General features: G+C 67.3%; 2 protein-coding genes. Both read right to left on the bottom strand.

Annotated features, from left to right (window positions below):
* Positions 1 to 574, bottom strand: a 574-nt coding sequence (locus EV669_RS13985) for a PLDc N-terminal domain-containing protein (protein WP_207913927.1), incomplete at its 3' end; no start/stop codon positions are given.
* A 16-nt stretch (positions 575 to 590) separates the two neighbouring features.
* The coding region (locus EV669_RS13980; RefSeq protein WP_132099010.1) for an AAA family ATPase at positions 591 to 1,243 on the bottom strand (653 nt) is incomplete at its 5' end.

Here is a 1,243-nt window from a genome sequence, read left to right as displayed (position 1 = left end):
CGGAGCGTTGCAAGGCGCGGTAGGCGCTGCGGGGCGTCCAGCGGGCATAGACATCGTCGATCAGCACCCGCACTTGCACGCCGCGCGCATGAGCCCGGCGCAGCGCATCGACGAACTGCGCCCCGATGCCTTGGCCGTCGAAGATGTACGAATCCAGCGCGACGCTGTGCCGCGCCGATTCGATGGCGGCGAGCATGGCCGGGTAGGCCTGCTCGCCATCGATGAGCGGCTCGATGCGGTTGCCGCTGGTCAGCGACTGGCCGGTGGCGCGTCCCACCAGGTGGGCCAGACCGGCAAGCGGCGGCGATACAGCCTCGGGCATCGTGGGCGAGAGGTCCTGCCGAACAGCAGGATCTGCCCCCGGGAAGAGCCGCCGCGCCCGCCGCTGGTAACGGTTGATGCCGAACAGCCCATACAGCAGCGAACCGCCCAGCGGCAACAAGGCGATCAGCAGTACCCACAGCGTGGCCGATCGAGGGTCACGCTTGTAGATGACCGCGTGCCCCGCTGTGGGGATAGCGACCGCCAGCGACACGAGGGTGGCTGCCCATGTCAGCCCGTTGGGGTCGGACACGACAGCCTCCCATCGCTCAAGATTCGCCGCCCGCTGACTTCTTCTTGCGCGCAGGCTTGCTCGCGTCGCTAGGCGGTGCCTTGGCCACGTTCGCGGCATCGGGCTTTTCAGGCTCGGCCGGCTTCGCGGGTGGCTCCTGGCGCTCGAAGACCACCCGTTCGGCCTTGTCGTCCCAGCGGGCGCTGGCGTGATCGCCCTTGCCGATACCGCCACCCAGCATCTCGCGCGCCAGTGCGGTCTCCAGCTCGCTGCGGATCAGCCGCTTGAGCTCGCGCGCGCCGAACTCGGGCTTGTAGCCTTCCTCCGCGAAGTGATCGATCAAGGTCTGGTCGAAGGTCAGCGTCACGCCCTGGCTGGCGGCGTTGCGGGCCACACGATCGAGCTGCAGGCCGACGATATGGCGGATCTCCTCCTTGCCCAGCGCATGGAAGACGATGATCTCGTCGATGCGGTTGAGGAACTCGGGGCGGAAGTGTCCGCGCAGCACGTCCATCACCTCGGACTTGGTCTTCTCGTATTCCTCGCCGGCGGCGCCACGGGCCTTCAGCCGACGCTGGATGATGTCCGAGCCCAAGTTCGAGGTGGCGATGATGATGGTATTGGTGAAATCCACCACCCGGCCCTTGCCGTCGGTGAGCCGCCCGTCGTCGAACACCTGCAGCAGGATGT

The organism is Gulbenkiania mobilis (genome assembly GCA_004346645.1).
Lineage (GTDB): Bacteria > Pseudomonadota > Gammaproteobacteria > Burkholderiales > Chromobacteriaceae > Gulbenkiania > Gulbenkiania mobilis.
Note: the sequence above shows the minus strand (reverse complement) of the source record. Positions and strands in the feature narration are given on the sequence as shown.